This is a genomic window from Nocardia sp. bgisy134 (assembly GCF_057708325.1).
This window is the reverse complement of the sequence record NZ_JBYIRW010000013.1, coordinates 87,168-112,345: the sequence shown is the minus strand read 5'-3', so window position 1 is coordinate 112,345 and position 25,178 is coordinate 87,168. Positions and strand designations below refer to the sequence as shown.

27 protein-coding genes and 1 pseudogene are annotated in these 25,178 nt (G+C 68.8%); 14 read left to right on the top strand and 14 right to left on the bottom strand.

The window, feature by feature from the left end; genetic code table 11:
* Positions 1-122: 122 nt before the first annotated feature.
* Complete coding sequence (locus AC3ERS_RS22910; RefSeq protein WP_431970108.1) at positions 123-860, bottom strand: dienelactone hydrolase family protein; 738 nt, start codon at positions 858-860, stop codon at positions 123-125.
* A 262-nt stretch (positions 861-1,122) separates the two neighbouring features.
* Here AC3ERS_RS22910 and AC3ERS_RS22905 point away from each other — a divergent pair, with 262 nt between their 5' ends.
* Entirely contained in the window at positions 1,123-1,674 is a 552-nt protein-coding gene (locus AC3ERS_RS22905; RefSeq protein WP_431970107.1) for a dihydrofolate reductase family protein, read from the top strand.
* A 502-nt stretch (positions 1,675-2,176) separates the two neighbouring features.
* On the opposite strand, the pseudogene AC3ERS_RS22900 reads toward AC3ERS_RS22905, so the two are convergent.
* A pseudogene (locus AC3ERS_RS22900) lies at positions 2,177-2,704 on the bottom strand (YbhB/YbcL family Raf kinase inhibitor-like protein); the annotation flags it as partial.
* Positions 2,705-2,847: 143 nt separating this feature from the next.
* On the opposite strand from AC3ERS_RS22900, the gene AC3ERS_RS22895 reads away from it, so the two are divergent.
* The 4 genes from AC3ERS_RS22895 to AC3ERS_RS22880 all read left to right on the top strand — a co-directional run bounded on the left by AC3ERS_RS22895 (position 2,848) and on the right by AC3ERS_RS22880 (position 6,186).
* On the top strand, positions 2,848-3,549 hold the full coding sequence (locus tag AC3ERS_RS22895) for a GntR family transcriptional regulator (protein WP_431970106.1): 702 nt from the start codon (positions 2,848-2,850) through the stop codon (positions 3,547-3,549).
* A 134-nt stretch (positions 3,550-3,683) separates the two neighbouring features.
* Entirely contained in the window at positions 3,684-4,064 is a 381-nt protein-coding gene (locus AC3ERS_RS22890) for a BlaI/MecI/CopY family transcriptional regulator (protein ID WP_281292405.1), read from the top strand.
* Complete coding sequence (locus AC3ERS_RS22885) at positions 4,061-5,011, top strand: M56 family metallopeptidase (RefSeq protein WP_431970105.1); 951 nt, start codon at positions 4,061-4,063, stop codon at positions 5,009-5,011. Before AC3ERS_RS22890 ends, AC3ERS_RS22885 begins: the two co-directional genes overlap by 4 nt.
* Before the next feature lie 68 nt (positions 5,012-5,079).
* Positions 5,080-6,186 carry a winged helix DNA-binding domain-containing protein gene (locus tag AC3ERS_RS22880; RefSeq protein ID WP_431970104.1) on the top strand — a complete coding sequence of 369 codons (1,107 nt, stop codon included), beginning with the start codon at positions 5,080-5,082 and terminating at the stop codon, positions 6,184-6,186.
* A gap of 534 nt (positions 6,187-6,720) precedes the next feature.
* Here AC3ERS_RS22880 and AC3ERS_RS22875 read toward each other — a convergent pair.
* The 3 genes from AC3ERS_RS22875 to AC3ERS_RS22865 form a co-directional block, all read right to left on the bottom strand.
* Positions 6,721-7,956 carry an RICIN domain-containing protein gene (locus tag AC3ERS_RS22875; protein ID WP_431970103.1) on the bottom strand — a complete coding sequence of 412 codons (1,236 nt, stop codon included), beginning with the start codon at positions 7,954-7,956 and terminating at the stop codon, positions 6,721-6,723.
* A gap of 6 nt (positions 7,957-7,962) precedes the next feature.
* Positions 7,963-8,472, bottom strand: a complete 510-nt coding sequence (locus AC3ERS_RS22870; RefSeq protein WP_431970102.1) for a hypothetical protein — start codon at positions 8,470-8,472, stop codon at positions 7,963-7,965.
* A gap of 134 nt (positions 8,473-8,606) precedes the next feature.
* Positions 8,607-9,356 carry a TetR/AcrR family transcriptional regulator gene (locus tag AC3ERS_RS22865; RefSeq protein ID WP_431970101.1) on the bottom strand — a complete coding sequence of 250 codons (750 nt, stop codon included), beginning with the start codon at positions 9,354-9,356 and terminating at the stop codon, positions 8,607-8,609.
* Between the two features lie 92 nt (positions 9,357-9,448).
* Here AC3ERS_RS22865 and AC3ERS_RS22860 point away from each other — a divergent pair, with 92 nt between their 5' ends.
* Together AC3ERS_RS22860 and AC3ERS_RS22855 are read left to right on the top strand one after the other, a co-directional pair.
* On the top strand, positions 9,449-10,408 hold the full coding sequence (locus tag AC3ERS_RS22860) for an ATP-binding cassette domain-containing protein (RefSeq protein WP_431970100.1): 960 nt from the start codon (positions 9,449-9,451) through the stop codon (positions 10,406-10,408).
* Positions 10,408-11,226: an ABC transporter permease gene (locus AC3ERS_RS22855; protein WP_431970099.1), complete on the top strand. Its 819-nt coding sequence runs from the start codon at positions 10,408-10,410 to the stop codon at positions 11,224-11,226. The genes AC3ERS_RS22860 and AC3ERS_RS22855 overlap by 1 nt, the downstream gene beginning before the upstream one ends.
* 48 nt (positions 11,227-11,274) lie before the next feature.
* Here the strand turns inward: AC3ERS_RS22855 and AC3ERS_RS22850 are convergent, their stop codons facing one another.
* Positions 11,275-12,705 carry an MFS transporter gene (locus AC3ERS_RS22850; RefSeq protein ID WP_431970098.1) on the bottom strand — a complete coding sequence of 477 codons (1,431 nt, stop codon included), beginning with the start codon at positions 12,703-12,705 and terminating at the stop codon, positions 11,275-11,277.
* Positions 12,706-12,719: 14 nt separating this feature from the next.
* Positions 12,720-13,526, bottom strand: coding sequence for an acyl-CoA thioesterase (locus AC3ERS_RS22845; protein ID WP_431970097.1), 807 nt, complete (start codon positions 13,524-13,526; stop codon positions 12,720-12,722).
* A 54-nt stretch (positions 13,527-13,580) separates the two neighbouring features.
* Between AC3ERS_RS22845 and AC3ERS_RS22840 the strand changes: the two genes are divergently transcribed.
* From AC3ERS_RS22840 to AC3ERS_RS22830, 3 genes are all read left to right on the top strand, one after another.
* On the top strand, positions 13,581-14,090 hold the full coding sequence (locus AC3ERS_RS22840; RefSeq protein WP_431970096.1) for a winged helix-turn-helix transcriptional regulator: 510 nt from the start codon (positions 13,581-13,583) through the stop codon (positions 14,088-14,090).
* A 9-nt stretch (positions 14,091-14,099) separates the two neighbouring features.
* Positions 14,100-14,516 carry an NUDIX hydrolase gene (locus AC3ERS_RS22835; protein WP_431970095.1) on the top strand — a complete coding sequence of 139 codons (417 nt, stop codon included), beginning with the start codon at positions 14,100-14,102 and terminating at the stop codon, positions 14,514-14,516.
* A gap of 189 nt (positions 14,517-14,705) precedes the next feature.
* Positions 14,706-15,203: a hypothetical protein gene (locus AC3ERS_RS22830; RefSeq protein ID WP_431970094.1), complete on the top strand. Its 498-nt coding sequence runs from the start codon at positions 14,706-14,708 to the stop codon at positions 15,201-15,203.
* A gap of 64 nt (positions 15,204-15,267) precedes the next feature.
* Here AC3ERS_RS22830 and AC3ERS_RS22825 read toward each other — a convergent pair whose 3' ends face one another.
* Positions 15,268-15,720 carry a PaaI family thioesterase gene (locus AC3ERS_RS22825; RefSeq protein ID WP_431970093.1) on the bottom strand — a complete coding sequence of 151 codons (453 nt, stop codon included), beginning with the start codon at positions 15,718-15,720 and terminating at the stop codon, positions 15,268-15,270.
* Positions 15,717-16,391: a TetR/AcrR family transcriptional regulator gene (locus AC3ERS_RS22820; RefSeq protein ID WP_431970092.1), complete on the bottom strand. Its 675-nt coding sequence runs from the start codon at positions 16,389-16,391 to the stop codon at positions 15,717-15,719. Before AC3ERS_RS22820 ends, AC3ERS_RS22825 begins: the two co-directional genes overlap by 4 nt.
* 67 nt (positions 16,392-16,458) lie before the next feature.
* Here AC3ERS_RS22820 and AC3ERS_RS22815 point away from each other — a divergent pair, with 67 nt between their 5' ends.
* The 4 genes from AC3ERS_RS22815 (at position 16,459) to AC3ERS_RS22800 (ending at position 20,617) form a co-directional block, all read left to right on the top strand.
* Positions 16,459-17,370: an alpha/beta fold hydrolase gene (locus tag AC3ERS_RS22815; RefSeq protein ID WP_431970091.1), complete on the top strand. Its 912-nt coding sequence runs from the start codon at positions 16,459-16,461 to the stop codon at positions 17,368-17,370.
* Positions 17,371-17,701: 331 nt separating this feature from the next.
* On the top strand, positions 17,702-19,732 hold the full coding sequence (locus tag AC3ERS_RS22810; protein WP_431970090.1) for a PEP/pyruvate-binding domain-containing protein: 2,031 nt from the start codon (positions 17,702-17,704) through the stop codon (positions 19,730-19,732).
* A complete protein-coding gene (locus tag AC3ERS_RS22805; protein ID WP_431970089.1) occupies positions 19,729-20,247 on the top strand; it encodes a hypothetical protein in 519 nt (172 codons plus the stop codon). The genes AC3ERS_RS22810 and AC3ERS_RS22805 overlap by 4 nt, the downstream gene beginning before the upstream one ends.
* Before the next feature lie 4 nt (positions 20,248-20,251).
* Positions 20,252-20,617 (top strand): hypothetical protein, encoded by a 366-nt coding sequence (locus AC3ERS_RS22800; RefSeq protein ID WP_431970088.1) that lies wholly within the window; start codon positions 20,252-20,254, stop codon positions 20,615-20,617.
* Between the two features lie 5 nt (positions 20,618-20,622).
* Here the strand turns inward: AC3ERS_RS22800 and AC3ERS_RS22795 are convergent, their stop codons facing one another.
* From AC3ERS_RS22795 to AC3ERS_RS22775, 5 genes are all read right to left on the bottom strand, one after another.
* Positions 20,623-21,237, bottom strand: a complete 615-nt coding sequence (locus AC3ERS_RS22795; RefSeq protein ID WP_431970087.1) for a GTP-binding protein — start codon at positions 21,235-21,237, stop codon at positions 20,623-20,625.
* On the bottom strand, positions 21,218-21,592 hold the full coding sequence (locus AC3ERS_RS22790) for a DUF742 domain-containing protein (RefSeq protein ID WP_431970086.1): 375 nt from the start codon (positions 21,590-21,592) through the stop codon (positions 21,218-21,220). The genes AC3ERS_RS22795 and AC3ERS_RS22790 overlap by 20 nt, the downstream gene beginning before the upstream one ends.
* On the bottom strand, positions 21,589-21,984 hold the full coding sequence (locus tag AC3ERS_RS22785) for a roadblock/LC7 domain-containing protein (RefSeq protein WP_357456658.1): 396 nt from the start codon (positions 21,982-21,984) through the stop codon (positions 21,589-21,591). The genes AC3ERS_RS22790 and AC3ERS_RS22785 overlap by 4 nt, the downstream gene beginning before the upstream one ends.
* Positions 21,981-24,341 carry a sensor histidine kinase gene (locus AC3ERS_RS22780; protein WP_431970085.1) on the bottom strand — a complete coding sequence of 787 codons (2,361 nt, stop codon included), beginning with the start codon at positions 24,339-24,341 and terminating at the stop codon, positions 21,981-21,983. The genes AC3ERS_RS22785 and AC3ERS_RS22780 overlap by 4 nt, the downstream gene beginning before the upstream one ends.
* Before the next feature lie 200 nt (positions 24,342-24,541).
* Positions 24,542-25,177: a DUF3159 domain-containing protein gene (locus AC3ERS_RS22775; RefSeq protein ID WP_431970084.1), complete on the bottom strand. Its 636-nt coding sequence runs from the start codon at positions 25,175-25,177 to the stop codon at positions 24,542-24,544.
* Between the last annotated feature and the right edge of the window lies 1 nt (position 25,178).

The following is a 25,178-nucleotide window of genomic DNA, read 5'->3' as shown; positions in this document are numbered from 1 at the left end:
CAGCTGACCAAGCTTGTGCATGTGCCGGCCACCGCTCATCGAGGAGGGCCGGGACCTGTCCTCGATGAGCGGCATCCTGGCCGACAGCTCCTATCGTGTGCTGCCGGCCTGACGGCCCGGCCTCACTTCAGGTGCCGGGCGAAGAACCGGTTCGCCTCCTCACCCGCGTGCTGCGGGACGCCGGTGTGCCCGCCCATATTGGCGTTCAGCGTCTTCTCCTTGGAGCCGAAGGCGTCGAACAGGTCCAGCGCCATTTGCCGGTCGTTTCCTTCGTCGTCCCACTGCAGCAGGACATGCAGCGGAATGGTGACCTGCCGGGCCTCGGCGATGATGGTGCGCGGCACGTAACTTCCCGCGAACAGGACGGCGGCCGTGATGCGCGGTTCGACCACCGCCAGCCGTGTGCCGATGGAGATCACCCCTCCCGAATACCCGACCGGGCCGCCGATCTCGGGCAGCGCGAGCAGGGCGTCCAGAGCGGTCTGCCATTCCGAGACCGCCGGGTCGAGCAAAGGGAGGATGAGCCGGTCGACGATGTCGTCGGTGACCGGCTCGCCAGCGGCAAGCGCCCGGTGCAGGTCGGCGCGGGCTTGATCGACGGCAGCGGAACGGGGCCGCTCACCGCTGCCGGGGAGTTCGATGGAGGCTGCGGCGTAACCTTCCGCCACGGCGTACCGGGCCCTGTCCAGCAATCGCGGGTACATCTTCTGCAGTCCGATGGGGGAGTGGCCGAGCAGGATCAGCGGCACCGGTGTGGATGCGGATGCGGGTGTCCACAGGATGCCGGGGATCTCGCCGAGGGTGAATCTGCGCTCGAGGACGCTCTCGTCGTCGAGGCGCTGTTCGGAAATGAATTGCACAGTCGTGCCTTTCGGGAGTGCTTGCGAACGGCGCTCCCGGACGACCTACCGCCCGGCCGTGACCCCAGAGAGGAGCACCCATGTCGATACTGCGTTCACGGGTACCACCTCCTCGGTCTCTCGCACGGCCTCCAGAAAAGTAGCAGTGGCCGCTGTGGTCCGCCAACGGGTTTTTGCAGAGGCTCCGTGGCCGGATGGCGGCCGCAGCACCCCGCCTCGTCCTTGTCCGATGAGTTCTCCGGGTCCGGGAGGTCTATCAGTCATGAGGAAACTGATCTATTCGTTCGGCGTGTCCGTGGACGGCTACGTCAACGACCGCGACGGCAGCATCGACTGGACGAATCCGGACGAGGAACTGCACCAGTTCCACAACGACAGGTACCGCGAGATCGAACTCTCGCTGCACGGTCGTCGCCTGTACGAGCTGATGGCCGAGTACTGGCCACACGTGCCCGAGGACGCGCCGCGCATCGAGCGCGAGTTCGGCAGGCTCTGGACGGAGAAGCCCAAGGTGGTCTTCTCCAGGACGCTCACCGAGGTCCACTGGAACAGCACCCTGATCAGCGAGAACGCGGTCGAGGAGGTCCGCAGGCTGAAGGCCGGGGGTGATGGCGTGATGGAGGTCGGCGGCGCGGAAATCGCGGCCTCGCTGATGCCGCACGGGCTCATCGACGAGTACTGGCTGTTCCTCTATCCGGTGGTCGTCGGCGGCGGCACGCCGCTCTTCCCGTTGCTGGACAAGCGAATCCAGCTCCGGCTGGCCGAGACGAAGCACTTCGACAAGGTGGTGATGCTGCGCTACGTCGCCGACTGACAGACCTGACGACCTATGGTCAGGCGGCCCTCCGGCGGACGGTGCGCTCGAGGATCCCGAGTGTGGCCTTGAGGGCAGACTCGGGAACCACAGGAAAGGCGAAGCGCCTCTTCGACTCCTCATCGACGTCCGACCAGTCGTAGTACGACGTGACGAGGGTGCCGCCCTCGGTCGGCTCCAGCCGGTAGCCGTAGATATGGCGGACATGAGGCCGGATCCGCGCTTCGACGGTCCAGGCGATCTCCGCGTCCGGGGCGAGCTTGGTGATGACGACCTCGACGTCGTACTTGCCGAGCGGGACGTCCCCGAGGGCTTCCCTGTCCATGTGAACCAGGAACCGGTCGCCGGGCTGTGTGACCGGTTCCCCTTCGGCGTCGAGGAGCATTCCCGACGCGTCGATGTCCACGTGGCCCTTCGGGTCGGTCAGGACCGCGAAGATGGCGTCGGCGGAGGCGGGGACGAGTCGGGAAACCTCGATCCTTTCGGCGTTTTCGCGCACGGGCGGAGTTTCCGCCGTAGCGGTCAGGACCGCGCGACCGAGGGTGTGCGAAGCCATGGTGAAGCCGAGAACGGCCGGGGTGGCGTCGGCCGGGACGCCGATGGACTCGACGTCGAGGGCGTGCACCACGACGAAGTAGCGGTGCGGGCCGTGCCCGGCCGGCGGGGCTGCGCCGACGAACCGGGCTGCGCGGACGTCGTTGGGCAACTGGAAGGCGCCCTCGGGCAGACCCGAGCCGGTGTCGTCCCCTGCGCCCTCGGGCAATTCGGTGACGGTGGCGGGGATGTCGGCGACCGCCCAGTGCCAGAACCCGGATCCGGTGGGGGCATCGGGGTCGTAGACGGTGACGGCGTAGCTCTTGGTGGCTTCCGGGGCCCCGCTCCAGGACAGCTGCGGGGAAACGTCCTTCCCGCCGGGGATTTCGGAGGAGAACTGTTCGGGCGACCAGGCTGCGCCGTCGATGACGGTGGCGCTGGTGACGGTGAAGGAGGCCGCCTCGGGGAGGCGAGCGAAGGGGTTGTTGGCGCTCATAGCGTCGTTCCTTTCGGGCCGTGCTGTGCGGGCGGTGATGCGGCCGACGGGGGGGCCGCGGCATCCCGTGAGGACGAGCGTCACCGCAAGATCGACGGTAGCAAAGATAATCGATTATCTGTCGAATCGTCTATGCTGGCAGCATGACCCGGACGGCCCAGACCTCGACCGCGGGGAAGCAGATGCTCACCGAGCAGATCTACGCACACCTGCGGAACGCGATCATGCGCGGGGATTACGCCCCCGGTGACGCACTCAAACCGCAGGATCTCGCCACGGAGCAGTGTGTGAGTCTGGCCGTCGTGCGCGAAGCTCTCGTGCGGGTGGTCGGCGAGGGCCTCGCCGATCGGCTGCCCAATCGCGGTTTCGCCGTCCCGGAATTCTCCGACCGCCGCTGGCAAGAGGTCGCGGAGGCCCGCCGGACCATCGAACCGGTCATGCTTCGCATGTCGATCGAGCGCGGCGACGTCGAATGGGAGGCGCAGGTCCGAGCCGCCCACCACCGGCTGGCGCGCACCCCGGCGTTCGTGCCGGACGAGGGCGAGTATTACAGCGAGGCATGGTCCGAAGCCCATCGGGTCTTCCACCGCACCCTGCTGGAGGGCTGCGGCAATCCCGTCCTGCTGGAGACCTTCGACCGGATGTGGACCGCGAGCGAGCTGGCTCGCCGGTGGTCGACATACCGCAACCCCGACCGAGACGGTGTCGAGGAACACCGCAGGCTGGAGGAAGCGGCGCTGGCCCGCGACGCCGACGCCGCGGCCGAGGCGCTGACGCGGCACCTCACTCTGACCGCGGCCGCACTGACCGGCGATACCCGCCGCGAGCCCGCGAAGGAAGCTTGATCCTCGCCGACCTGGCAGGACAGCGGGATTCGGGATCCCTTCCGCACGGATCTACGATTCGCCTACGTAGACAGGGTCGATGCTCGGTACTCTGTGGCGACAGTAGATCGGACGACGATGAGGGAGTCGGTACGGTGCGCGGATTCGGAGACCTGGAGGCGGTGATCATGGACCGCATCTGGGACAGAGACGCGGAATCCACGACGGTGAGAGAGATTTTCGAGGAACTCTCCGCCGAGCGTGGTATCGCGTACACCACGGTGATGTCCACTATGGACAACCTGCACCGCAAGGGGTGGCTGGCGCGGGAGCGCGCGGGCAAGGCCTACCGGTACTGGCCGACGCTCACCCGCGAGGAACACAGCGCCCGGCTGATGCTGGAGGCGCTCGGCTCCGGCGGGCGCTCGGACCTGGTGCTCAGCCACTTCGTGGACCGGATCAGCGCCGAGGAGTCGGCGGGGCTGCGCGCGGCGCTGCGCAGGTTGACCGCGCGACGGACGCCCGAGGCCCCGTGAACGTCGCACTGTGCCTGATGGCCTACGGCAGCACCGTCGCGGTCTTCGGACCGCCGGTGCTGCACCGGCTCACCCGCCGCGGCGTCGCGCCGCGGCTGGGGGTGCTGGCCTGGCTGGTCGCGATCGCCGGGGCGCTCGGCGCCTGGGTGCTCGCGGCAGGCCTGTTGGCCGTCGAGTTCGCCACCTATTGGCGGCATCCGAGCGAGGCGCTGCGCGCGTGCTACTCGGTGTTGTCGTTTCCGGTGGACATGCACGGGGGGTGGGCGACTCAGTTCGCCTCCTATTCGCTGGCGGCGCTTCTCGCCTCCGGCGTCGCGGCGATGTCGCTGCAGGCCGCGCGGGTGGCGCTGCGGCTGCGCGGGCGCACCATGGCGCACGGGCGCGCCGTACGAATGGTCGGTCGAGAGATGCTCGGCGCCGGCGCGGTCGTGCTGGATTCGCCGGAGCCGCAAGCCTATTGCGTCGCGGGCCGCCCCGACACGATCGTCGTCACCAGTGCCGCGCTCGACGCGCTGACCGGGGAACAGCTGGCCGCCGTCCTCGCTCACGAACACGCACACCTGCGCGGCAGGCACGCCACGCTCACCGCCGCGCTGCGCGCGATGGCGACCACCCTGCCCGGTCTGCGGCTGCTCTCCGTGGGCAACGTGGAGATCGGCAGGCTGCTGGAGATGTGTGCCGACGATCGCGCGGCCCGCGTCCACGGCCGCGAACCACTGCTCGGCGGGCTGATCGCCCTGGCAGGTGCGGGAGCTCCGGTGCCGGCCGGCGTTCTCGGCGCGGCAGGCACCGCGGTGCTCGCGCGCGCCGAACGGCTGGTCGACCCGGTGACCGGCGTGCACCGCGCCACCAACCGCACCGCCTTGCTCGGCGTGATCGCGGCTACCGTGATCGGCCTGTTCGAGATCGCCGTCGGCATTCTGTTCTGCAGCACCATGATCAACTGACCTGCCGCTGTTGTCGGACCGGCGGTGTAGCGTGCCGGAGCGAACGTCTGCTGACACAGGAGGATTGGGTGCGCGTCACCTGGGATCAGGTCTTCGGCTGGCGGCTCGCCCGCCACTACGTCGCACAGCCCGCCGCGTCGAGCGTGCCGGAGCTCGTCGGTCGTCTGTGCGGTGTGCAAGCGCAGGTCACCTCCGCGGCCGAAACGGCGGTCGCGCTGCGCAGCGCCGCACCCGAAGACGGGGCGGTGGTGCGCGCACTGTCGAACGGCACGCTGATCAAGACATGGGCCATGCGCGGCACCCTGCACGCCATGACGCCCGCGGGCGCCGCCGCCGTCCTCCCGCTCATCGCGTCCGCCCGTACCTGGGAAAAGCCTTCCTGGCAGCGCACTTTCGGCGCCACGCCCACGGAAGTGGCCGCACTGACCGAAGCGGTGGGCGGGATACTCGCCGACGCCGAACTCACCCGCGACGAATTGGTGGAAGCGCTGCTCGCCGACAAGGCGTTCCACAAACTGGGCGAGGAGCTGCGCTCGGGCTGGGGCGCGCTACTCAAGCCGCTCGCCTGGCAGGGCGCGATCTGCCACGGACCGGCACGCGGCAACAAGGTGACCTTCACCAGCCCGGCCCGACTCGTCCCGGACTGGCAGGAATTGGCCGAACCCGCCGCCGCCGCGCCCGCCGCCATCACCGCCTACCTCGGCGCGTACGGTCCCGCGACACCGGAGATCTTCGACGCCTGGCTCAGCCGCAACAGCCTGCGCAAGACCACCGTGCGCGGCTGGTTCGCGGAGTTCGGCGACGCGCTCACGCCGGTGGAGGTGGAGGGCCGCACCGGTTACGTGCTCACCGAACACGCCGACGAACTCGCCGCCACCGAACCGACACCCTCGGTGCACCTGCTCGGCCCCTTCGACCAGTACGTGCTCGGACCGGGCACCGGCGACACCGAGCTGCTGCCCAAGGCGCACCGCGCGCTGGTCAGCAAGACCGCGGGCTGGATCGCCCCGATCGTCGTGGTGGACGGACGGATCACGGGCACTTGGGAACTCGAGGGTGACGAGGTGGTCGTCAGCATGTTCGACGGTGCGTCGCTGCCGAAGAACATCGACACCGCCGCGACCCGCGTGGCCCGCGCGGCCGGGCTGGATTCGGTGAGCGTGCGGGTGGCCTAGGGGCCGACCCTCCCACACCAGAGCGCTTCGTGAGTGTGTCGCGATCGAGTGATCGACTACTCATGACTGTGCGACCGAGGTGGACCATTCTGAAACGGAGGCCGATGACCTTCCCCGACACCTCACGGCCATCGTGTTTCGCATGGTCGCGATCGGCTGCCGAAGCGCACTGCCCTCGGTTCAGACGGCCGGTGAGGGCCGAGGAAATGATCCTCGGACTCCGAGTCGAATCTGCCGACTGCTTGTGCCGGTTCCGCTTCCAGATCGACTACGTCGATGATCGAGGCAGGAGAAGCGCGATCACCGTGCCGGATCGGAACCGGCCACCGTTCCTCGCCGTCGGCATCACCGAGCACGAGCGGTTCGATATGTACTACCAGATCAATACGAAGCCAGGCGGTCCGAGATTCACCAAATACGACTGCCTACAGAATCCTGAAAGTTGTACGCGCCCTTTGGGTTGGAACCGCTGACTGCGACAACGGAGGCAGCCGGTGAGCAGGCGCACCAGCACTCCGGGCACGGCACGGTGGGTCAGCGGGTGGACACCGCGCGGACGACCCAGCGCTGAGTGTCGTCGTTCTGCGCGGGGCGGGTGACGACGGCGAAGTCGCGTGACGGTGACGTATGGGCGTCGACGTAGCGGCCGTTGGCGAGTTGCTGGACCGTGAACGTATCGCCGCTGTACGGCAAGAAGACCCACCGTTGGCTGTCGTCGTTCTGCGCGGGACGTGTGACCAGGCGGAAGTCGTCCCTGTCGTCCTCGTGGGCGTCGAGGAATCGGCCGTTGTGCCGGTGCTGGATGGTGTAGACCGCGCCGACGATCGTCAGTTGCCAACGCTGCGTGTCGTTTTCCTGCTCCGGACGAGTCACCGCCGTGAAGTCGTTCTGCGACGACTCGTAGGCATCCAGGAAACGCATGCTGCTCTTCTGCCGCAGCGAGTAGCCGCCGCCGACTCGAAATTCCAGGGTCCACAGCTGGCTGTCGTTGTTCTGCGCGGTACGTGTCACCACCGCGAAATCGTGGCCCGAACTTTCATGGGCGTCCATGAATCGGCCCCCGCTCAACTGTTGCAGTGCGACGGCATCGGCATCGGTCGGTGTTCGCCAGAGCACCCAGCGTTGACTGTCGTTGTTCTGCGCGGTTCGCGTGACGACGCGAAAGTCTTGCTCGGCGGATCCGTAGGCATCCAGAAAACGACCGGTGCCCCTTTGCTGCACGGTGCAGACGGAGGCCACGGGAAGGAGCATCCATTGCTGACTTCCGTCGTTCTGCGCGGGACGAGTCACCGCGGCGAAGTCGTCCGACGCCGTGTAGGCGTCGAGGAACCGGTAATTGCTGCGTTGCTGGATGATGCAGAGCCCGCGAACCGCGGGTGCCTCCGGCGGCGATTCGACCAGGGCACGTCGCGATGGATGCCGGAGGGTGTCCATCATCCGCGAGATCTGTCGCGGGGTGAAATGTTTCGAACTCGCGCCAGAGCCGGGCGGAGGGCATCCCGCGTAGTAGCTCATCACGTTGTTCAGGTCGGGGGAGAACGTGAACGACACAGTTCGCCCGCCGATCGTGCCTCGAACGGTGATACGCGGACTGGCGCAGATGTCCTGTCGGTTGTGGGCCTCGTAGAGGACCGGCGACGGATCGGGTGCGGTGTCGGAGAGCAGATCACCGTTCAACGCATCGATCGTCCCGCCGTGGCCGGCGATGTAATCGACGACGGCCTGGTCTGCCGCGGCTGCGGTCAGCGCACCCGAGAGGTGTCCGTACACCGGCCCTTAGCGATCCGTCCAACCGGGAAAGGTGTGGTAGAGACCGAGGTAGTGACCGAGTTCATGGGCGACGAATCCGCCGTCGCCTTGAATGAGCAACCCGAAATCGGCGGCGATCCGATTCGGTAGCGCGACGTAGTTCTGCACGACGTCGCCGACGCTCGGAGGTTTCGGACCCGCGCCCGGCGGTGGAAACGTATTGCCGTTGCCGGTACGGTCACGTCCCGGACCCCAGCGGAGAAAGCAGACGATCTTGCCGGGGAGCCTCGCGGCGATGCGGTTGGCGAGCTCGCGCTGACGGGGCCCATCGGTATTGATTTCCGTGTTCGCCATCGGCGCCCAGTCGTGAGCCGGATAGAAGAGGAATCGAATACCCGTGTCGGCGAAGATGAGGTTCACCCGATCGATGAGTTGCGCGAACTCCATCGGCGTGACGTCGTACGGCTTGACGGGATCACCGTTGGTGTCCAGTTCTTCGTTGGTCAAGGGAATGATGTGCAGTCGAAGTTCGTGCATTGTTCGGTCCTGTCCCGCGGTATTCCATCGATGCGACAGGACGATTCTCGGATCGGGGTTCCCCTTGGAACCACCGTGCTGGCACTGACACGTCGTCCGTGCCTGCGCGGTTCTGATCGCGTTCGGCGATGCGGTCAGTCTCCGGGCCGCTTCGCGACGAACACCTCGAGTCCGTCGAGGATGCGTTGCAGACCGAAGTCGAAGTGGTCGAAGGACATGTCGAACGCCGCCTCCGAGAGTGCGGCGACCACGGGGTAGCGGCCGGTGGCGAGGGCCTTCTCGAGCGCCGGTTCCTGCGCCTTCCAGAACTCGGCGTCGGTCATGCCCGTCGTGCGCTCGGCTTCCTGCGCGAACACCCGGGTGCGGGCGACGCCCGCGACGTAGCCGGAGATCATCACGAGCACCGCGATCATCTCGGGATCCGCGAGCCCCATCGGTCCGATCCGCGTGAGCAGCTGTTCCATGCCGGCCAGCGCGCCAGGCCCGAGGACGGGGCGGGTCTGGTTGACCTCGAGCAGCCAGGGATGGTGGCGATACATTTCGAGCGATTCGTACGCGTACGCGCGTAGCGTTTCGCGCCAGCCCTCGGATGGAATCTCCCCCTCGGGGGGTTGCTGCACTCGATCGAGCATGAGATCGAGCAGTTCGGCCTTGCCGGGCAGATACCGGTAGAGCGACATCGTTCCGGTGCCCAATTCGGTGGCGACGCGCCGCATGGTGACCGCTGCCAAGCCCTCGGCGTCGGCCACCCGCACCGCGGCTTCGACGATCCGGTCGAGTGTGAGCGTGGGTTTGGGCCCGCGGCTCGGTCGATGACCGGTGTCCCAGAGCAGATCGAGTGTGCGCGCGATGTCGCCGCTGCCGCTGGTCTCCGTGGTCGTCATGCCTTCAGATTAAACGCTTGGCGTAAAACTGGGTACGTTGTACTCTAAATCGGGTACAACGTACCCAGTTAGGGTTCGACAGGGAGGATTCGGTGAACGACTACGCGGTGCGGGCCGAGGGCTTGCGCAAGAGATACGGGGACAAGAACGCGCTCGACGGCTTCGATCTCACCGTGCGACGCGGCACGGTGCACGGTCTGCTCGGGCCCAACGGCGCGGGGAAGACGACGGCGGTGCGCATCCTGTCCACCCTCATCCGCCTCGACAGCGGGCACGCGACGGTGGCCGGGCTCGATGTGGTGCGGCAAGCCAGGGAGGTGCGGGCGCGCATCGGGCTGACTGGCCAGTACGCGGCGGTCGACGAGGTGCTCACCGGGCGGCAGAACCTCGAGATGTTCGGCAGGCTGTTCCACCTGGGCGGGCGCCGCGCCGAACAGCGGGCGAACGAACTGCTGGAACGCTTCGACCTGGTCGACGCCGCCGGCCGCGGCGTCGGCAAGTACAGCGGCGGCATGCGGCGGCGACTCGATCTGGCCGCCTCGATGATCCTCGCTCCAGACGTACTCTTCCTGGACGAGCCGACCACGGGACTGGATCCGCGCAGCCGCGGCGAGGTGTGGGAATCGGTGCGCGCGTTGGTCGCCGACGGAACGACCGTGCTGCTCACCACGCAGTACCTCGAGGAGGCGGACCGGCTCGCCTCCCGGATCACCGTCATCGACCAGGGGCGCGCGATCGCCGACGACACCCCGGACGGCCTGAAGAACACGGTGGGCGGCGACCTGATCGAGGTGGTCGCCGCCGACGCGGCCGATCTGCCGCTGGTGGCCAAGGTGGTCGCCAGGGTCTGCACGGGTGAGCCGGACACCGACGACGCCGAGCGCCGGGTGTACGCACCGGTGACCGACCGCGTCGCCGCACTCACCGAGGTGGCCCGCACCCTCCAGGACGAGGACATCGCGGTCGAGGACATCGGGTTGCGCCGTCCGAGCCTCGACGACGTGTTCCTGCAACTGACCGGGCACCGGACGATCGCCGAGGAGGCCGCCTGATGAGCACCATCGATCTCGTGCAGACCCGTTCCCGGGCGTACTGGGCGCTGGCCGACTGCTGGAATGTGGTGCGGCGCGGGCTGACCCACTACCAGCGCCAGCCGGTGAACATCGCCTGGCAGCTCGGCTTCCCGATCCTGTCGGTGCTGCTCTACGGCTACGTGTTCGGCAGCGCCATGACGGTGCCGGGCGGCGGCGACTACCGGGACTTCCTGATGCCGGGCATGTTCGCGATGACGATGGCGTTCGGCTTCATCAACACCGCGACGCTCGTCGTCCACGACGCCACCAAGGGCGTCATCGACCGATTCCGCTCCATGCCGATGGCGCCTTCGGCGGTGGTGTCCGGGCGCGGCGTGACCGATCTGATCGTCGCGTGCGCCGAGCTGACCATCCTGATGATCACCGCGTACGCGATCGGCTGGCGGCCGGACGGCGGCATCCTGGGTGCGGCGGCGTCCTTCGCGCTGCTGCTGTGGCTTCGGTTCGCGCTGATCTGGATCGGCGTCTGGCTCGGGCTGCTGGTGCCGAACCCGGAGGCGGCGGGCGGGCTGTTCGCCGTCGCGTTCCCGTTGACGATGATCTCCAGCATCTTCGTCGCGCCGCAGCTCATGCCGAGCTGGCTGGGGCACATCGCGGCGTGGAACCCCATCTCCTCGACGGTGGCCGCCACCCGCGAACTGTTCGGAACGCCGGTGGGCAGTGGTGATTCGTGGATCGAGCAGCACGCGGTGTTGATGGCGGTGGTGTGGCCGCTGGTGCTGACAGCGATCTTCCTGCCTCTCGCGGTGCACCGCTTCCAGCGGTTGAGTCGCTGAAAACCGTTGCTGCCCGGCATTGTTCAGCGATGCCGGGCAGCAACCGCCCTATGTTCGCGCCGGTGCCGACGTTTCCGGCGCGGTGTGCACGGCGGGACGCGGCATCCGCGCCCCGAGCCCGACGACACCGGACGCGAGCGCGACGGCGGCCACGACGTACCATCCGCGGCGGAACGCATCCAAGGTGGCGAGCGGATCGGCGGGGGAGCCGAGAACCGCGACCAGCACTGCGACGCCGACAGCCAAACCGATCTGCCGTGCCATGCTCAGCACTGCCGACCCCGTGGCGAACCCTTGCGGCGGTAAACCGCTGGTGCCCGCGGCGAACGCGGTCGGCAGTGTCAGGCCGACGCCGAGACCGCTGAGGACCATGCCGGGCAGCAGACCGGCGGGGTAGTCCGGCGCGAGCTCGATCGCGCGGGCCCACCACACCATGCCCGCCGCGAACGCGACACCGCCCGCGGCGATCACCGGTCCCGCGCCGACGCGCCCGATCAACCGCCCCGCCAGGACAGCCACGACCGGCACCACCAGCGGCCCGGGCGCGATGGCGAGCCCGGTGCGTAGCGCCGACCACCCCCAGACGGTCTGCGCCCACAACACCACCGACAGCAGCATGCCCGCGAACGCCACTTGGAACAGCAGCGAATTCGCCGCCATCGACGTGAAATTCGGGGCGCGCAGCAAGCCTGGGTCGACGACCGGACTGTGGTGGCGCGCCGAGGAGATCGCGAACGCGACACCGAACACCACCGCCGCCGCGAAGGCGCCCAGCGTCTGCGGCGACGCCCAACCCCAGTCCTCGCCCTTCACCAGGCCGAGCACGAGCGAGGCGATCGCCCCGACCAGTGCGGCCGCGCCGAACAGATCCGGCAGCGCCCCGCCGTCGCCGCGTGGGTCGGGCAGCCTGCGCAGGCCGACGACGAGCGCCCCAAGACCGATCGGCACGTTCACCAGAAACACCCAGCGCCAGTCGATTTCGACGAGCAGGCCGCCGATGACCGGTCCGAGCGCCGCGCCGAGACCGCCGAAGGCCACCCACAGCCGCACCGCCGTGGCACGCCGCTCGGGCGGCGTCGCAGCCAGCACCAGGCCGAGCGACGACGGCGTCAGCATGGCGCCACCGACCGCCTGGAGCACTCGGAACACCACCAGCGCGGCCACATTCCACGCGGCCGCGCACAGCGCGGAGCCGAGCACGAACACCGCCAGTCCCAGCAGGAAGGTGGTGCGGTTGCTGCCGCGGTCGCCGAGGCGACCCGCGGGCACCAGGAGCGCCGCGAACACGATGGCGTAGGCGTTCAGTACCCAGGAAAGGCCGGCGAGCTCGGTGTTGCCGAAATCGCGCGCCATGTCCGGCAGCGCCACGTTGACGATGAACAGGTCGAGGCTCGACAGCAGGATGCCGACCGACACGATCGCGAGCACGAGCCGCGAATCCGTCGTGGTCCGATCGGACTCGGGGGCAACAGTATTCACCAGCATCTCTCGTTTCAGCCGAGAACTCGGCGGTTCTGACGGGCCGAGACGAGCAGCCGCCCCGACTCGTCCCAGATATCGACGTCGTCCACCGACCAGCCGCCACCGGTGCCGGTGTTGGCGGCGCGCACGAGCACCCGCTGCGAGGCGGGCTCGGTGAAGTCGGTGTGCACGTACATCGAGAACCCGACCGTCGGGACGGCGACCGGAGCCGAGAGCGTGGGAAAGATGCCCGGCGGTAGCGCGTCGGCCAGGATCGCGAGCGTGGCCGCGTCCGTGGCCATCGGCGGATCGAGGGCGAGCCACGCGCACATCCAGGCCTGCGCGGACGCGGTCAACGGCAACGGGCCCGCGGCAGGGCGAATGTCGAAATGGGCTGCGGCGGGGACGATCTCGGGTGGCAGCCGGAATGCCGCGCAAGCATCGGCCGTGGTCACCTCGGGGGCGGGCCGTTCGGCACGGTCCGGCACCGAGCTCGGTGCGGTCCGGCCGAGCATGATCGACGCGGCCGCGACGGGTCCCGATTCCTGGCGCGCGACCACATCGACGATCGCGGTGCTGCGCCCGACCGGCTGCGGGGTGGCCGAGAAGGTGAACGCGCCGTCGACGGGCCGGCCGAGGAAGCGGAGGTCCACGGCGCGGACCGGCAGGTCGTCGCCCGCCGCGCGCCGGGCCACCTCGACCAGCAGCGCGGCGAGCACACCGCCGTGCGGACCGGTCCAGCCGCGCCACGTTCGATCCACCTCTGCTTGCCAGGTCCCAGGGCTGGTCGCGCCGAGCGCGAACACGTCGCCCAGCGACCGCTGAGTGAGTTGCTTCATAAAACGCACCATAGGCTAGTGAGTTCTTTCAAGCAACCGACTAGGCTGACGGGCATGCGCAGGACGAGCTTCGAAGAGATGAACTGCTCGCTGGCCCAGTGCCTGGAGGTGGTCGGGGAGTGGTGGACGCTGCTGATCGTGCGCGACGCACTGTTCGGCGTGACCCGCTTCGACGACTTTCGCGCCCGGCTCGGCATCGCCCGCAATGTGCTGACCCAGCGCCTGGAAAACCTGGTAGCCAACGGCATCCTGGAAAAGGTTCCGTACCAAGAGAATCCGCCACGACACGACTACCGGCTCACGCCGAAGGGGCGTTCGCTGTGGCTGGTCGTCACCGCGATGCGTCAGTGGGGCGACGAGTGGGCCGCGCCGGACGGTCCGCCGCTCGAGTTGGTGCACACCACCTGCGGCCACCGGACGACGATCGAACCCGTGTGCTCGGAGTGTGGTGAGCATGTTCAGGGCTGTGAACTGCGACCGGTGTACGGCCCCGGCGCGAGCGACAAGACGCTCATCCCGGCCGCGCTTGCGGCGGACGCGGCTCGCATCGTGCCGCCGCGATAGGCTGCCCGCGTGACGGACGCGCGAGTGGAAACGGTCATCGACACGGTCGCGTGGGTGCGCATCGAGGACGGTCGCATCCTGTGCGCGCGCCCCCGCGGCAAGGACATCTTCTACATTCCCGGCGGCAAGCGGGAAGGCACGGAGACGGATCTGGAAACGCTGCTGCGCGAGATCGAGGAAGAGCTAACCGTCGCATTGATTCCCGAGACCGCCCGGCACGTGGGTACGTACGAGGCGGCGGTGCACGGACCGGACGACGGCGTCACCGTGCGCATGAGCTGCTACACCGCCGACTATCGTGGCACGCTCACCGCGAGCAACGAGATCGACGAAACGGCCTGGTTCGGCTACGCCGACCGGCCGCTCGTGCCGCCGGTCGACCAGTTGCTCTTCGACGACCTCGCCGCGGCGGGCCTGCTGCGCTGACGCTTGCCCCCGGGCGGCTCGCCCCGGCTCGGACTTCCCTCACCGGATCGACGAAGCGCGCGCACCACCGCCGACCTGTGCGACGCGCACGAAGCCGTGCGAGCGAGATCGCGCCGACGATGGGCCGTGCCATGAACGACTTGCGGGCGCAACTGCGCGGTGCGGCGCACCCCGCGATACGGTCCCAGGATGAAGTCGGTTCGCTCGCTCGCCCGCTGGGTCGGGTACGCGCTGGCCGCGCTGCCGCTCGCCGCCGCGCGGGTCGCGGCCCGGATGCGCGTGCCGCGCAGGTGGCTGCGTGAACCGATCCGGCGGCGCGGCATCACACCGATGCGGATCGTCGCGCATTCGATCCTGAGCGCGGGCGTCGGGCTACTGACGTGGTTCCTCGCCTTCCTGGCGGGTATCGCTTTCGTCCGCGGGGTCGCGTATCCGCTGGTCGGCGCGAATGACTACGAGAATTCGTGGGGCGGGCCAACATTGGCCGGGGCGTGGGCCGTGCACGCGGCGCTCGGCGTCGGGCTGCTTCCGGTATGGCTGGCGGCGCTCGCCGGGCTCGCCGCCCTGCAATTGCGGCTCATACGCAGGCTCTTCGAACGCACCGGGCCGGCGTGGCCGATTCCGGTGGCGATCGTCCTCACCATCGGCGGTGTTTTCCTCTTCCTGGCGTGGCTCGCCCAGGTGTGAGCGAGCCACGCCGCGCCCTGCTGGTCGGGGGCGTCGCCGAGGCCGGTCTGCGCGCCGTCCAGTTTCAGGACCTGTTGAGGTCGATGTTCCGCATCGTTACCAGCGCGGTGGCGCACAGCGCCTCCGTGTCGCCGGTGACCGCGTAGACGTCGGCCGCCGCGACGGTGACGGTCGTGCTCGACTTCACCACTCGACCGCGGGCGATCACCTTGTCGCCCTTGGCCGGAGCCACGATCTTCACCGTGTAGTCGATGGTCATGTTGACCCATCCGGGCGGCAGCATGGTGCCCGCGGCCGAGCCGCCTGCGAAGTCGGCGAGCATGCCGAGCACGCCGCCCTGGAAGTAGCCATTGTGCTCGGTGAGCTCCGCACGGTAGGGCTGGACCAGCTCCGCTTCGCCCGGGGCGATAGCGCCGAATTCGAAGCCGAGGTGCTTGGCCGCGGGCATGCTCAACACCGCACCCTTGACCAGTGCCGCGAAGTCGGGGTTCGGTGCCGTCAGTGTCGTCGTGGTCATCGTTGTGCCTCCCTGTTGGTGGTGCCGGAGCCGGGCCGGCCTTCCGGCTTCCGTTCGAGCCATTGGCTGGTGATCCTTTTCGCGACCTGCAACACCGGCCCTGGATCACGTTGCGCCCGAGCCATGATCAGCGCGCCTTCGAGCGCGGAGAGAACGAGCATCGCCTCCGTTGCCGGGTCGTCGACCACCCCGTCGGCGGCGATGCGAGCGGCGAGCAGTTCCCGCCAGCGGTCGTAGCCGGTGCGCACCGCGTCTCGTACCGTCGTGGCATCGGGGCCCGCGTCGAGCACCGCCGTGGCGAGCGCGCAACCACGCTGGAACTCCGAGTCCTCGAGTCGTGTCGCGAGCGCGACGGCGAACGCGCAGACGGCGGTCGCGGCATCGGGCGCCGAGGAAGTCAGGTGCTCGATCAGCCTGCCGATCTCGTTGCCGCGCAGGCGCAACGCCTCGGCCGCGAGTTCCTCCTTGCCGCCGGGGAAGTGGAAATACAGCGACCCTTTGGTGACGCCACTGAGCCCGAGAATCTCCGCGATCCCGGTGCCCGCGTAACCCTGCACTTGCAGCAGATCGGCCGCCGCTACCACCAGCCGCTCGCGGGTCGGCAACTCGGCAAGTCTAGACCGATCGGTACTCGCATCGACCGATGGTCTCGTATCACCGCTCATGAACATGGATATTACCTCTGTACCACTCGGTCTACAAGCAGTAGGCTGGCCGCGAAATCGGAAGGGAGTCCTGATGCACTACGAACCCCGTGGAGAAGTCGGCACGCACGACACCGTGCAGACATGGCGCGACACCGGTCGATTCTTCGAGTTCCGCGGCCGCCGCATCTTCTATCGACGCCAGGGCGATGGCCCGACGGTCTTGCTCGTCCACGGCTATCCGTTCGGATCATTCGAGTGGCACCGCATTTGGAGCAAGCTGACGGCGAACCTCGATGTCATCGCACCGGACATGCTCGGTATGGGGTTCTCCGACAAGCCGATCCGGGCCGGCTACAGCCTGATGATGCACGCGGACATGCACGAGGCGCTGTTACGAGATCTCGGCGTCGACCATTTCGCCGTCGTCGGTCACGACTTGGGTGTTTCGGTCGTCCAGGAAATGCTGGCCCGGCGAGCCGACGACCCGACACTGCCTTCGATCCGCGCCACGGTCTTCCTCAATGGCGGACTCTTCGCTGAGACCTACCGCGCGCGATCGATTCAGAAGATCCTGTCCAGTCCGGTGGGGCACGTGATAGGTCCGCTGCTGCCGCGGTCGGCGATCCGGAACGCGGTCACGGGGTTGTTCGGACCGGATACCAAACCTGCGAACGGCGAGCTGGAACCACTCCTGGACATGTTGCGACACAACGGTGGTCGCTACGTGTCGCACATGGTGGGCAGATTCGTCCAGGAGCGGCGAGCGTTGCGTGACCGACTCGTTCGGCCGCTCATCGACGCGGCGGTACCGATGGTCTTCGTCAACGGGACCGCCGACCCGAATTCCGGCGCCCACATGGTCGCGCGATATCGCGAGCTGGTGCCGGACCCGCAGGTCATCGAGCTACCCGGTATCGGGCACTGGCCTCAGCTCGAAGCGCCCGACGCCACCGTCGAATCGATTCTCGACTTCTTGGGTCGAGTCGAGCGCAGCGCATCCTGAGCGGCTCCCCGCAGAGCAACCTTCGATAGGACAGCCGAACCGGCCTGGTCGCGGGCGCACTCGTTCCAGGGTGGCCGCGACCTCGTCTCCGGTGAATAACGTTGTGCGTGGGCAGTGCTCGACGCGGGCGGCGGATCGTACCGTGAACGGTAGGGGATCGCCAGGCCACGAGGGGGTGAACTGTGCGACTCGCAAAACGAACGTCCATTCCTTGACAGGCGCGGGACTCCGGGGAAACACTGGACTCCACCTAAGTGGAGACACCATCTCCTCTTAGGTGCAGACCGGTGGGCCCCGGAAACAGCGTTGTTTTTCCGTCGAAGGCGGTTCGATGACCATCACGACAACCACCACGAACCAGCCAGGCGTCGTCGCCCTGCGCGATCCGCGAGCGCGCGATGCCGAGCTGACCGGCGCCAAAGCGGCGGCCCTCGCCAGGGCCGCCGCCCACGGCCTGCCCGTGCTGGAGGGATTCGTTCTCACCACCGCGTGGTCGCACCACGGCGACCCGCCCGAAGCCGAATGGCGCGTACTGTCCGGTGCGGGCGCGAAAGCTCTTGTGGTGCGATCCTCCTCGGTTGCCGAGGACGGTGCGCAGCAGTCCATGGCGGGCCTGTTCACCTCGGTGCTCGACGTCCGCGATTGGCAGGGCTTCCGCGACGCCGTGGACGTGGTGCTCGCCTCGGGTCCGCCCGCCGAACTCGGCGCGGGCGAGGCCGCGATGGCGGTGCTGGTCCAGCCGTTCCTGGCGGCGGGCTGGGGTGGTGTCGTCTTCACCGCCGACCCGGTCACCGGGCGGACCGACCGGATGATGATCACGGCGTCCCGCGGCGGACCCAGCGCGGTCGTCGGCGGGGCCGAGGCCGGGTGGACCGCGACTTTGACCAGGCGGGGACGGGTCGCCTCGGTCGCGACGCCCGACGCCGATCCGCTGCCGAGCGGTCTGCGGCGCAAGGTCGTTCGCCTGGCACTGCGCGCGGAGCGGGTGTTCGGCGGCGCGCTGGACATCGAGTGGGCCATCGACACCCGGGGCCGCGTGATTCTGTTACAGGCCCGCCCGGTCACGGCGCTGCACGGACCGGTGCGGGGACCGATCCTCGGGCCGGGCCCGCTGGCCGAGACCTTCCCTGATCCGCTAAGTCCGCTCGAACAGGATCTGTGGTTGTCGCCCTTGGCCGATGGACTCCGGGTCGCGATCGACCTGACCAGCGCGGCGCCCCCGCGCGCGCTGCACGAGTCCCCGGTCGCCACCGCCGTGCGCGGGATCGCGGTGGCGGATCTCGAACTGCTCGGCGTGGTGCGGCCGCGGCGCACCCTCACGCGGATCCTCGACCCGCGTCCCGGAGCGCGGCGGCTCGGCGCGGCCATGCGGGTGGGCAGGCTCGCCGCGGCGCTACCGGATCTGGCACAGCAGACATGCGAACGGGTCGATACGGATCTCGCGGAGATTCCGCCGCTGGCCGAGCTGACCGATCTCGCCCTGCTCACCGTGCTCGACAACGCCCGCACCGCGCTCACCGCTGTTCACGGCTACGAGGCCTTGGCCGGAATGCTCGGCGGGAAGGGTGAATCCGCGCCCACCGCGGCCGCGATGGCGCTGTCGGCCCTCGCCACCGCGCGCGCCACCGGTCTGCCCGACGATCGGGTGATCGAGGAATTGCCCGTGGTGCTGGCGCTGATTCCGCCTCGGGTCGGTCCGCCGCCACAGGCGCCAAAGGTCGAGGGCGCTCCGATGCCGATCGGCGACGCCGCGGGCGAGCTGGCGCTGGCGAGGGAAGCCCTGCGGCTGCGCGCCCGCTGGGTGCAGGAGCTCGGCGCCAGGGCGGCATGGGAACTCGGCGGACGCCTCACGGCAGCCCGGCTGGTGCACGATCCCGAAACTCTGACGCTGCTCACGCTGGACGAACTGCGAAGCGCCGTGCGACACCGGCGGTTGCCGGACGACTTGCCCGACCGCACCCCACCGGACCAGACGCCGCTGCCCACCGAATTCCGGCTGGCCACCGACGGTTTCCCGATCGCGGTGTCGCGCAGGCGGGGCCGCGGTGACCGCGGCGTCGGCGCGGGCGGGGGCGTCGGCCGCGGCATGGTGCACATCGGCGACCACCCGCCCGCGGGGTCGGTGCTGGTCGTGCGGCATCTCGACCCTCGGCTGGCCGTCGTGGTGCCGAGGCTGTCCGGCCTGATCGCCGAAACCGGCAGCCCACTCAGTCATCTGGCGATCCTGGCCCGCGAGCACGGCGTCCCGGTGGTGGTCGGCTATCCCGACGCGACCCGGCGGCTGCCGGACGGCGCGATCGTCCAGGTCGACGGGCGCAGCGGCGAAGTGCGGCAGACGACCGAAACGGAGGACCACCGATGACCCAGGATCGCGGTGTGCGGGGGCTCGGCGTGCTGCTTGCCGTCGGCACGCTGATCGCCACGGGCGCTTATGTCTTCGTCTACCTGTACCGGTGGGAGTGGAACCGGGCCATTCTCACCGCGGCGCTGTTCATCGCGGCCGAGATCGCGCTGGTCGCCATGCTGCTGACCAGGCGCCTGCGGGATGTACAGCGCGAACTCGGCGCCGCGGGGGAGCGGGCGCGCACGGCGCGGATCGTGCACGCGGCCACGCCCGCGCCGCGGGTCACCTTCGCCTGGCTCAGCAGACCCGACCGGCTCGGCGTGTTCGTTCCGGTACTGCTGGCGGGCGGGGTGCTGCTCACCGGGGTGGCCTGGCTGGTGGAGCGGCTGGCCAAGCTCACCGCAGGCCCGGCCACCGAACACCGCATCGTGGACCGGCTGGACCGGCTCGCTCTGCCGCCCAACGGTTTCCTCACCCCGAGCGCGGACCGCCTGCACCTGCTGCACGGTCCACTCGTCCGGCCGCGGCGGTGACCCGATGCGCCGAATCCTGCTGCTCGGCACGGGCGCGGTGCTCATCGTGACGGTGGTGCTCGCCATGGCCGACCGCATGAAGTTCGAAACCGACCGGGGCACGGCGGCGAGCACCCAGGTGGTGCGCTTCGACGCACGGGCCAAGGACGCCGGAGTGTCGTCCGAGCCCGCGCTGCGGTTGTGGGACAAGTGCGCGAGCCACGTCAACCACGTGCGCATCGTCGCGGGGCCGGTGCCCGACGGCGACGCGTGGGCGGTGACGCTCGCACCGGCGCTCGGCGAACACACCGAGCGCCGCCTGGTCGGCTGCCTCGAGGACCTGACCGTCGACGGCGTGCTCGGCCGCTATCTCGGCTCACCGTCCGGCTAGCCGGCTCAGGTCGTGACGGGCTCGCGTCCGGCCAGCTCGATGAGATGCTGAACCAGGGTCAGCAGCACGTTCTTCGCCGATTCGCGGTCGCGGGCGTCGCACAGCATGACCGGGGTGTGCTGGTCCAGATCCAGCGCGTCGCGCACCTCGTCCTGGGTGTAGCGCGGCGCTCCGTCGAAGCAGTTCACCCCGACCATGAACGGCAGTCCGCGGCGCTCGAAGAAGTCCACGGCGGCAAAGGAATTGCCGAGACGCCGGGTGTCGGCCAGCACCACCGCGCCGAGCGCGCCGCGGGACAGCTCGTCCCACAGGAACCAGAATCGGTCCTGGCCGGGCGTGCCGAACAGGTACAGCACCAGATCGCGGTCGATGGTGATGCGCCCGAAGTCCAGCGCCACCGTGGTGGTCGATTTGGACTCCACGCCGGACAGATCGTCGACGCCGGTGCTGACTTCGGTGATGAGTTCCTCGGTGCGCAACGGCGCTATCTCGCTGATCGACGAGACCATGGTGGTCTTGCCGACGCCGAAGCCGCCCGCGATGAGGATCTTGACCGACGCGGCCAAGTGTTGCGGCCCGTCGGGATCGAGCCGGGCGGGGTCAAAGTTTTCTGATGCCATCCAGTACCGCTCGCAATATGTTGAGATCGCCGGGGCCAGCCTCCGGTTGTACCGGAGCCCGGAAGATCAAATGTCCCTCGCCGATCAGGTCGCCGACGAGAATCTTGGTCACCGCAAGGGGAAGTTTCAAGTTCGCCGCCACTTCGGCCACCGACTGCGGATCACGGCACAGGCGTACGATTTCCGCGTATTCGGGCTCCGGCCTGCGCAAAGTGGGTGCGGGCGATGCGGTGACCACCACCGTGACGATGTCCAAATCGTGACCTGCGCCCATGGTGCGCCCACGGGTCAGCGCGTACGGCCGGATCAACGGTCCGGCCGCGTCGTCGAACCACGGCTCACTCCGGCGCGTCATGGCAATCGGGCGGGGGTGGAGAGATAGGAGCCGACGCGCTGGACCGTGACGTTCATTTCGTAGGCCACCATACCGAGATTCGCGCTCTCGGAGGCCTGAAGGGCAAGGCAGGCATTGTCACCCGCCGAGGTCACGAACAGCACGGCGCGATCGAGTTCGATGACCGCCTGGCGCACGCCGCCGCCGTCGAATCGGCTGCCCGCGCTGCGCGCGAGCCCGTACAGGGTCGAGGACATGGCGGCGAAGTGTTCGGCGTCGTCGCGGCTCATCGCGGTGGAGCGGCCGAGCAGCAGTCCGTCGGTGGACAGCACCACCGCGTGCCGCACACCGGCCAGCCGATCCACCAGATCATCGAGCAGCCAGTTGAGATCACCGGGTTTGGGAGCGGTCACTGCACGCCTTCCTCTTCGTCGGCGGGCTGCGCACGGCGACCCTGCCGGGTTCCATTCTCGATGGCGGACATCAGATCCCGGGCCTGTTCGGCGGAACGCTCGCGTTCGACGACGGGCTCGGTGGACGATGGCTTCGCCAGCTCGGGTGCGAGATTGGCCTGTCGGTTGCGTTTGGGCAGCACGGGCCTGCCGTCGGCGGTGATCGCGGGCGCGTCGGCCGAGCTCGGCGGCGCCTGTTCGGGTTCCGGCGCAGGTGGGTCCATGGTGAGCACCGCGGCCGAAGACTCCGCCGTGCCAGCGGGCGTTTCGGTTCCTGGCGCCTCGATGAACGGCACCGGATGCCGCGGGCGTCGCGCCTGCTCGGGTGCCGGGGTTTCCGGCGCGGCCGGCGCGCTGTCGGTGACGAGCAGCGAGGTCGGGATGAGCACGATGGCGCGAATGCCGCCGTAGTCGGATTCCGCGAGCCGCACCGCGACGCCGTGCCGGACACCGAGCTGCGCCACCACGAACAGCCCGAGACGGGAATCCGCCGAGAGCGTGGCGACGCCGAAGTCCGGTGGATTGCGCAGCATCTCGTTCACCCGGAGCAGCTCCGCCTCCGGCATGCCCATCCCCTGGTCGCTGACCTCGACGACCACGCCGCGGCCGACGATGTTGCCCGAGATCTCCACCCGGGACTGCGGCGGGGAGAACGCGGTCGCGTTGTCCACCAGCTCCGCCACCAGGTGCACGAGGTCGGCGACCACGGTACCGAGCACACGCGCGTCGGGCAGCTTCGACACCCGCACGCGCGAGTAGTCGAGCGTCTCGCCGACCGCCGAGCGCACCAGATCCATCACCGGAATCGGATAGCGCCACTGCCTGCCCGGCTGACCGCCGCCGAGAATGATCAGGTTCTCCGCGTTGCGGCGTTCGCGAGTCGCCAGGTGATCGAGCCGGAACAGCGTCTCCAGCAGCGCCGGATCCTCCTGGCGCGCCTCGGCCTCGTCCAGGATCTCCAACTGCCGGTGCACCACGATCTGGCTGCGGTGCGCGATATTGAGGAAGACCGCCTTCACGCCCTCCCGGGTGCGGGCCTCGTCCACGGCGGCGGTCACCGCGGCCGCGTGCGCGTGTTCGAATGCCTGAGCCACTTCGCCGATCTCGTCGCGGCCGTAGTCGAGGCGTGGCGTCTCCGCGGCAGCATCGATGTCCTCGCCCGCGCGCAACCTGCGCATCATGTCGGGCAGCCGGTCGTCGGCCAGCGCGAGCGTCTCACCGCGCAACCGCTCGAGCCGCCGAATGATCCGGTTGGCCATCAGCACCGCGACCACAATGGCCGCGCCACTCAGCAGCAGCACACCGCCGCCGCCGAAGAGCGAGGTGAGCGCGGAGTCGGCCGACTTCTCCTCGGCGAGGCGCTGGGTGCGCTTGTTCTGGGCGATCCACAGATCGAGCAGGCCGCGGTTCACCTCGGCGGCCGCCTTCTGCCAGTCCTGCGGCGAAAGCGGCAGCGGCGCAGGCTCGGAAACGGTGCTGCTGCCGGTGCTACCGCCAGTAGTTCCGGTCGAGGAGTTCTCGTGCTCGGCGGGCGCGACGTAACGCCGCGCGACCGCGTTCTCCATCGCGGTCAGCTGCTGCCAGGCCGCGGAGTCGACGAGCGCGGCGCCCGACGCACGCTGATCGGTGTCGATTTCGGTGGCGAGCAGGGCGATCTCGGTGTGATAGAAGCCGATCTGGCGCAGGAACTCCTCCACAGGCACCGACACGTTTCCGTCGGCGGTCACGATGGCGACGGCAACCGCGTGACTGCGCGACATGGCCTCCGCGGCATGCAGCAATCGCATGCCCTCGGTGATCTCGACACCGATCTCGGCGTCCGGCGCGGACTGCTGGGCCACCTGCGAGCCGACCGAGACCACGTCGAGCAGCCGGTTGTAGAAGGCGTACGCCTCGGCGGCGGGCAGCTGGCGCGAATCCGTCTGGGCGCGAACGCCGGCCAGGTGCTGGCCGAGGGTGTTGAAACCGGCCAGGTCGTCGCCGATCTTGGAGTCGTCGACCGCGCGGATTCCCTCGCCGGCCTCCAGCAACTTGCGCAGCGCGCCGTCCAGCCGCACCCGCGCCGCGGTGAGCGCGGGACCGATCGAGTCGTCGCCCGCCAGGTGCGCCAGGGTGAGGTGGCGTTCTTGCTGCGTCGCCTCCATCAATTCCCTGGTCGACGGGATCGCGGCCTGCATCTGCGCCGCCCAGTCTTTCGCTGTGTTGCCCTGGTCGACCAGGTATCCCGCCGCACCCACGCCGATCACGAGCAGAGTCAGGCTCGGCAGGAGCGCGATCGCCAGTATCCGGGTCCGGACACCGAGCCTCGCTCTGAACATCGGCACAACGTAATTCAGCGAACTACACGGCTGGCATTCCGGTCCCGCTCAGCGGGACTGGATTTGACAAAGTCGCATGGAGGTGATCCATGCACGATGAGACACGCCTGTATTCGAGGCGAATCATTCGGAGTGGCAAGCGATTCGGTCGGTGCAGCGAGCTCGCCGCCGACAGGATTCGCGTCGCGGTGACGTGTCGGTTATCGCTTGCGGATCCACAACCACGAGGCGGCGACGGCGAGGACTACCGAGGGTTTGCCGAGCAGCGTGGTCGCGACCGCCAGGGCCGTGATCTGATCGGCGGCATACAGCGGCAGGAGCACCAGCACGTGGAGCGCCCACATCACGGCCCAGGCCGCGGTCAGGCGCCTGTGCTTCCGGATCCGGGGCTGGTCGACATCGGAGGGTTCGATCCGGAGGCGTTGGCACACGAGCAGGCTCAACGGTCGGCCCCGGATCAGGGTGGCGCCGAAGGCGACAGTCAGGACCGCGCAACCGACGATCTCAGGGAGAAAGAAGGCACGGCCCTCGCCGGTGAACAGCACCAGCGCCGAATAGGCGGTGACGGCCACCAGGGCGGCCGTGACGACCTTCGGTGAATCACCGCGTCGCAGCCGCCATCCGGCGAGCAGCGCCGCCGCGGTCAACGTGGCCGCGACCGCCGGACCGGTTCCGAACAGTTGATATCCGACCAGGAATACCGCGACCGGCGTGGCGGCGTCGACGAAGTGCCGAACGCCGCCACGCGCGAGGACGGCCTGCCCGAGCACCCTGGCGGCCGAGCGTACTGGCGCGGAGTCGTGCGGGGTCTCGGACCGGATGTCGTCGAATGTCATT